General features: G+C 70.9%; 5 protein-coding genes and 1 pseudogene. 1 reads left to right on the top strand and 5 read right to left on the bottom strand.

Annotated elements, in window-relative coordinates; genetic code table 11:
- The 4 genes from D7X12_RS38160 to dnaN all read right to left on the bottom strand — a co-directional run.
- A partial coding sequence (locus D7X12_RS38160) for a site-2 protease family protein (RefSeq protein WP_147443929.1) occupies positions 1–1,066 on the bottom strand: 1,066 nt, incomplete at its 3' end.
- The gene (locus D7X12_RS38155; RefSeq protein ID WP_147443928.1) at positions 1,059–1,826 is read right to left on the bottom strand and encodes a hypothetical protein; all 768 of its coding nucleotides are present in this window, start codon (positions 1,824–1,826) and stop codon (positions 1,059–1,061) included. The genes D7X12_RS38160 and D7X12_RS38155, both read right to left, overlap by 8 nt.
- 67 nt (positions 1,827–1,893) lie before the next feature.
- Entirely contained in the window at positions 1,894–3,090 is a 1,197-nt protein-coding gene (locus tag D7X12_RS38150) for a hypothetical protein (RefSeq protein WP_120630088.1), read from the bottom strand.
- A gap of 111 nt (positions 3,091–3,201) precedes the next feature.
- On the bottom strand, positions 3,202–4,308 hold the full coding sequence (dnaN, locus tag D7X12_RS38145; protein ID WP_120613515.1) for a DNA polymerase III subunit beta: 1,107 nt from the start codon (positions 4,306–4,308) through the stop codon (positions 3,202–3,204).
- A gap of 305 nt (positions 4,309–4,613) precedes the next feature.
- Between dnaN and D7X12_RS38140 the strand changes: the two genes are divergently transcribed.
- Positions 4,614–5,120: a DUF6748 domain-containing protein gene (locus D7X12_RS38140; protein ID WP_120630087.1), complete on the top strand. Its 507-nt coding sequence runs from the start codon at positions 4,614–4,616 to the stop codon at positions 5,118–5,120.
- Positions 5,121–5,189: 69 nt separating this feature from the next.
- On the opposite strand, the pseudogene D7X12_RS38135 reads toward D7X12_RS38140, so the two are convergent.
- A pseudogene (locus D7X12_RS38135) lies at positions 5,190–6,144 on the bottom strand (caspase family protein); the annotation flags it as partial.

Here is a 6,144-nt window from a genome sequence, read left to right as displayed (position 1 = left end):
ACATCACCCCCGTCGCCCCCGTCCAGTGCTTCGCGGCCCAACCCAGCGCGCCCAGCCCCGCCACCAGCACGCTGTACTCCACCAGCGTGCGCAGATCGCCCTCCTCGGGCGCGGCCGTCGCTGCGGCCCGGTACGCCGCCGCCAGTCCGATGAGCACGAACAGGCTCTCCCCCGTGAAGAACCACGTCGCGCCCACCACCGCCACCGCCAGCCACCGCTGCTTGCGCGCCAGCGCCCGGAACCCGCGCCCGCCGTCCAGCTGCCACAGCGGTAGCAGGTTGAACACGTTGAGCCAGGCCGCCGCGTGCGCGATGGCGCCCAATCCCTTCCATCCCGTCACCACCGCCGCGACCAGCGCCACCACCGCCGCCGCGCTGCCCCAGATGGGCCCCGCCAATCCCACGCGCGCGTCCTCGCGCCCATCCACCGGCGACTGCTTCAAGCGCACGAACGCGCCCAGGCCCGGGATGAACATGGGCGCGCTGGCCTGCATGCCGAAGCGGCGCAGCGACGCCACGTGCCCCATCTCATGCACGTAGATGCACGCCACCAGCCCCAGCGCGAAACGCCAACCCCACACCGTCCAGTACACGCCCACGGCCAGCAGCATGGAGAACAGCGTGCTCGCCTTCGTGAGCCCGAGCAGCAGCAGCTTCCCCTTGCCCAACAGCAACAACAGCACGAACTTGAACTTCCACAGCAGCAGCCCCAGCGCGCCCATGCTGGCCAGCAGCTTGGGCATCCCCGAGCGCTTCCGCTCCGCCTCCGCCAACGGCACCGCCAATCCCAGCGCATCCACCTGCTGGCTCAGCGCCGTCACCTTCGCCGTCACCTGCGCGTGCTGCCCCGTGCCCGGCGGCAACAGGTCCAGGGCCTCACGCCACAGCGCCAGGGCCTCCAGCGGCGCGCCCCGGTCCGTGGCCGCCTGCGCGTCCGCCGCGAGCCGCTTCAACGTCTGCCCATGCACCAGCTTCCGGCACGCGGGACACGTCAGCAGCCGGGGCGCGAGCTCCGAACCACAGCCCTCACAACGCGGGGTGAGAGGAATTGCGAGCGCTTCAGCCAACGGACCGCTCCTGCTCCACGGGAGCCTCCGCCCCTGACGCGTCCGCCAGCTTGAACGGCCCGGCGATGTTCAGCACCGCCTTCTTGTTGCGCCGCCACGCCTCGTACAGCGCGAACCCGTAGATGAGCCCCGACAGCGGACTCTCCATGCCCACCAGCACGGGCGCCGCCAAGGAGATCATCCCCGTGATGAAGACGGCGGCCCCCGGCGTGTTCGGAACCTCCGCGACCTCCTCCGCGTCCGGCGCCTCGGCCACCGTCCCACCCGTGGGCGCCGCCACCTGCGCGGACTCCCCGTACTGCTCCTGGAAGCCCTTGTAGACATCCGGCGCGAGCGACGCGGCCACCGACAGGTACGTCAGCACCACCGCGACCAATTGGTAGAACCAACCCCCGCGCCCCTCCGAGCCCTTGAACACCGCCGTGCCCACCATCCAGCCCACCAGGACGGCGATGAGGCCGATGTTGTAGCCCGTCAGGCTCACCAGGAAATACACCAGCGCACCTGCGACGGCCGCGCCAAAGCCAAACAGACTGGCCTTGAGGAAGCGCTTCGACTTCGAGCCCCCCGTCAGCGACGCCTCCACCGACTCGCGGCACGACGGGCACAGCAGGTGGCTGTTCACCTCGTAGTAGGTGCTCGCGATGGGGCGCTCACAGGCGGTGCACCGGGGCGCCGGAGGCGGCTCGGTGTAGTCAGCCTGGTCGAACTGCAACGGTGCGGCAGCATCAGAGGCCGGCGGAGAGACGGGGTCGGTCATGGGATGGCTTCCAACCTAACAGAAGCCTCCCGTCCCCCTCAAACCACCCTCCCGTCCGACGTCTGTCTTATCCGCCGCCCTGCCGCAACGCCGCGTGACGCGCCGCCTGCACCAGCGAGAGCAGGTCCCGCGTCCCGCCCACGTCCAGCGCGGCCGGCTTCGCGCTCCCGGGTGAGAACAGCCGCGCGGGCGTGCGCGCCTGTCCCCTGAGCAGCACGAAGAGCCGCAAGGCGTCCCGCAGGGCCTCCACCTCCGGCCCCTCCTCGGTCCGGGCCCGGTGCGCCGCCTGCTCCAGCCGCGCCCACGCCGTCTCCTCGCTCCACGCGCCCCGGGGCCGCTCGTGAGACAGGGCCGCCAGCGCCGCCGCCGCTTCCACCAGCCCCGCGCGGCCCTCCGTGAACGTGTCCCCGCACTCCAATCGCAGCTCCGGCTGGGACCTCCGCGCGGCATGCCACGACAGCAGCGCGGGCAGCTCCACCTCGCGCGGCACCACCGGCGCCAGCTCCGCCTCCAACACCGCGCGCACCCGCACCCGCGCCACGTCGTGCCAGAAGGCCGCGTGCAACAGCAGCTCCGGCCCGCTGCGCGGCACCCGCATGGGCGCCCGGCGCATCCGGCGCTGGAGGAAGTCCTTCACCCGGCCCCGCGAGTCGTAGCGCTCCAGCCGCTCCCACAGCGCCACCAGCGACGCGGCCCCCAGGGGCAGCGCCCGCGCCAGCTCGCGCGCCTCGTCCTCGGAGAAGGCGGACGCCCCTTCCGACACGGGGCGCTTGAACACCCGCTCGAACACCTCGCCCGCGGCGCACGCGGCCCGCAGCTCCGGCAGGTTCCGCGGCAACAGCTCCACCGCCTGGGCCCAGACCCGGCCGCCGAGCAGCGGCCCCGCGTCCAGCACCTCCACCTCCAGGCGCAGCAGCGCTTCACCCAGCGTGACGGGCGCCGCGTCACCGGAGGACAGCCGCCGCATCGCCGCGCGGTCCACCGCCTCGCGCAGCCGGGACACCTCCAGCATCAGCTTCACGGGCGCGGCGTCGCGAGGCCACGCCTCCGCCTCCGAGCGACGCTTCAGCGCGGCCAGCGTCGCGTCCACCTCCGGCTGCACCGCGGCCACCTCCCGCAGCAGCTCGAAGTGGTTGCGCATCCGGTCCTTCCAGAAGAAGGACTCCAGCACGCCCTTGAGCGCGCGGTAGCGCAGGCGCGTGGCCTCCAGGAGGTCCGCTCGGTCCTCCAGCCGCGCTCTCAGGTCGTCCGGACGGGTCGCCACGCCTCCATCATAAGGAGGTCATGCTCCGGCCGCAGGCCACCCGTTGGCGCGGAGCGTCGAGCGTGAAACGGTGCGCTCAAGCCGACGTGGGAAGGTGGACGGCGGCCCTGCTCAAACGCGCATGGGCATGACCACGGCGGTGAAGCTGCGGTCGCCGGGACCGTGCAGCACACCCGGGCTGTGCTCGTCGCCCAGCTCGAAGTTGACCTCGTCCGTGTCGGTGACGCCCAGCACGTCCATCAGGTAGCGGGCGTTGAAGCCGATGGTGATGTCCCCGCCCTGGTAGTCCACGTCCAGCGCGTCGCGCGCCTCGCCCAGGTCCGGGTTGCTGGCGGTGATGAGCAGCTTGCCCTTCTCCAACCCGATGCGGATGGCGTTGCTCTTGTCCGCCGACAGGAGCGCGATGCGCTTGAGGCCTTCCAGCAGGCGCGTCTTCGGCACGAGGACGACCTTCTCGCCCTCCTTGGGGATGACGCGCTGGTACTCCGGGAACTGCCCGTCGATGAGGCGCATCACCATGGTGAGGCCCGGCTTCTTGAACAGCGCCGAGTTCTCCGCGAAGCCCAGGTGGCACTCGGCGTCCGGGGCCTCGTCCAGCAGGCGCTTGAGCTCCATCAGGCCCTTGCGCGGGATGATGACGCCGCTCTTCAACTTGAAGTCGCCCGCCATGTCGCGCTCGATGAGCGACAGCCGGTGACCGTCGGTGGCCACCATGCGCACCTTGCCGCTCGCCTGCGGCTCGAAGAAGACGCCGTTGAGGATGTAGCGCGTCTCGTCGCTGGAGATGGCGAACTGCGTCTTGCGGATCATCTCCAGCAGCGTGTTGCCGGAGATCTGCACCAGCGGCGCGTTCTCCTCCTTGGGCAGCTTCGGATACTCCTCGGCGGGCAGGCCGACGATCTTGAAGTGCGCGGAGCCGGAGCTGATGTCGACGTAGTTGTTCGCCAGCTTCTTCAGCGTCACCTGCGCGTCCGGCAGGTTCTGCACGATGTCGAAGACGTACTTGGCGCTCAGCGTGACCGCGCCGGGCTTGGTGACCTCGGCCGGGTGCTCGGACACCACGCCGATGTCCAGGTCGAAGGCCGTGACGGTGATGCTGCCCTTGTTCGCCGTGAGCAGCACGTTGGCGAGGATGGGCATCGTCGTCTTGCGCTCCACGATGCCCTGGGCGCGATAGAGGGCCTTCTTCAGCTCGTCGGAGGCGATGCGGAATTCCATCGTGGGCGTCCTTACAGGTCACGGCCCAGAAGGCCGATTGCGCGGGGCGGGTGTACAACGAACGCAGTAGGGCTTCCACCGTCTTGGAGCCCCTTTGTCCTGAGCGGGCGTCCAGGTGGGACCCGCCCGAAATCGCCCCTGCCACCCTGGCCGGCGGGCGCACGGCCGGGCAGAGTGGACCCGACCGCGAGGCCCGGACGTTGAACAGGCGGCGGGAGGGGTCCCCCGAGCCCCGTCACCGCGTGGATTACCTGGAACCCGGGCTGGCAGCGAAGGACACTGCGGCCCCCTTGAACGGAGTCGCCATGAACGTCCGCTCCCTGCTGCTCTCCGCCGTGCTCGCGCTCGGTCCGGCGGCGTGCAGCAAGCCGCCCTCCCCCACCTCGCAGCCGTCGAGCGACGAGTCCGGCGCGGCGGCGCCCGCCGACCTGAAGCGCACCGGCGCCGAGCCGCCTGGCGCCAATGAGCCGGGCACGGCCGCCGCCCCCCCCACCCCCTCACCCGGAGACGACACCATGAGCAACACCCAGGCCACCGTCTACATCGTCAAGGACAACGGCAAGCGCTGCTTCGCCCCGCCTTGCGACCACTACGACCTGTTCCGCGCGGACAAGCCCACCGAGAAGCTCCAGTCCTTCCACGAGGTGGACCTGAGCGCCGTCACGGGCGGGGACGACGCGAAGCAGGGCGACCTCATGCAGAAGGCCTTCTCGCCCGGCGGCCTGAAGCTGGAAGGCACGCTGGACAAGCGCCTCAAGGCGGGCCCCGGCGGCGACGCCACCGTGCTGCGCGCCACCCGCGTCGTCGACTGAGGTCGACTTGAGGTCGTCCGTGGGCCCCCGAGGTGCTTCCTCGGGGTGTCCCCAGGCTTCAGGGCCGCGTCAGATGCGCACGCCCAACTGGAAGCCGGGCCAGTGCTGCACGCGCGAGTCGGTGCCGCTGTGCGACTTCACTGACAGCGTGGTCAGCTTCGCGAAGCCCGGCTCCCCCCAGGTGAACCAAGCGTTGTAGGTGGGGCCCGCGAACACGGCCAGCCGGGGCATGACCTGGAAGCCCACCATGCCGCGCGCCTGCGTCAGCAGGTTGTTGGATTTGCTGGAGAACGGCGCGTCCCTGGACAGCACCTGGCTGCCTGCCACGTCCACGTCCACCCAGAAGCGCGAGCCCAGCGGGATGTGCCCGCCCACCCCCAGGCCCAGGCTGAAGCGCTGGAAGCGGTCATCCGGCCCCAGCCCCGCGATGAGCGTGGTGTACACGTGCCGGCCGCCGAACTTCAGCGCCACGTTGGTGAGCTGGATGTCGCTGCCGAACACCTCCAGGTGCAGCTGGCCCTTCTTCTCGAACGAGAGCAGGCCCAGCGGCACGCCGTTCACCTCGTTCGCGACGTTGACGAGGCCCAGCTGCACGCCGTGCACGACGCTGGCCACGTTGATCAACCCCAGCTGCATGCCCGTCACGTCACCGCCCACGTTGATCACCGCGAGCTGCATGCCGGAGAGGGAAGCAGCGCGGTTGAGCAGCACGGAGCCCTGAAGGCCCTTCATGTCCGACGCCGCGTGGTTGACGCCCACGGAGAGCTGGAAGCCGTGGAGCACGCCGCTCGCGTGGTTGACGCCCAGGGAGAGCTGCGCGCCGGTGGCCTCGGCGGTGGTGACGTTGACGCCCAGCGACGCCTGGACGCCCGTCATGGAGCCCCGCGCGATGTTCGCTCCCAGGGAGAGCTGCCCCACGCCGGCCACGTCCCCGTTGGAGAGGTTGAACCCCAGCGTCGCCTGTCCGCCGCGCACCCCGCCGCCCGCCACGTTGGCGGCGAGTGAGAGCTGCACGCCCTCCACC

This window comes from Corallococcus sicarius, assembly GCF_003611735.1.
In the GTDB taxonomy this organism is placed as follows: Bacteria; Myxococcota; Myxococcia; order Myxococcales; family Myxococcaceae; genus Corallococcus; species Corallococcus sicarius.
The sequence above is the reverse complement of the archived record's forward strand: the minus strand, read 5'-3'. Positions and strand labels throughout refer to the sequence as shown.

Excerpts from the sequence above, each read along its gene's own strand:
- D7X12_RS38155 (WP_147443928.1), bottom strand. The coding sequence starts at position 1,826 with ATGACCGACCCCGTCTCTCCGCCGGCCTCTGATGCTGCCGCACCGTTG.
- dnaN (WP_120613515.1), bottom strand. The coding sequence starts at position 4,308 with ATGGAATTCCGCATCGCCTCCGACGAGCTGAAGAAGGCCCTCTATCGC.
- D7X12_RS38140 (WP_120630087.1), top strand. The coding sequence starts at position 4,614 with ATGAACGTCCGCTCCCTGCTGCTCTCCGCCGTGCTCGCGCTCGGTCCG.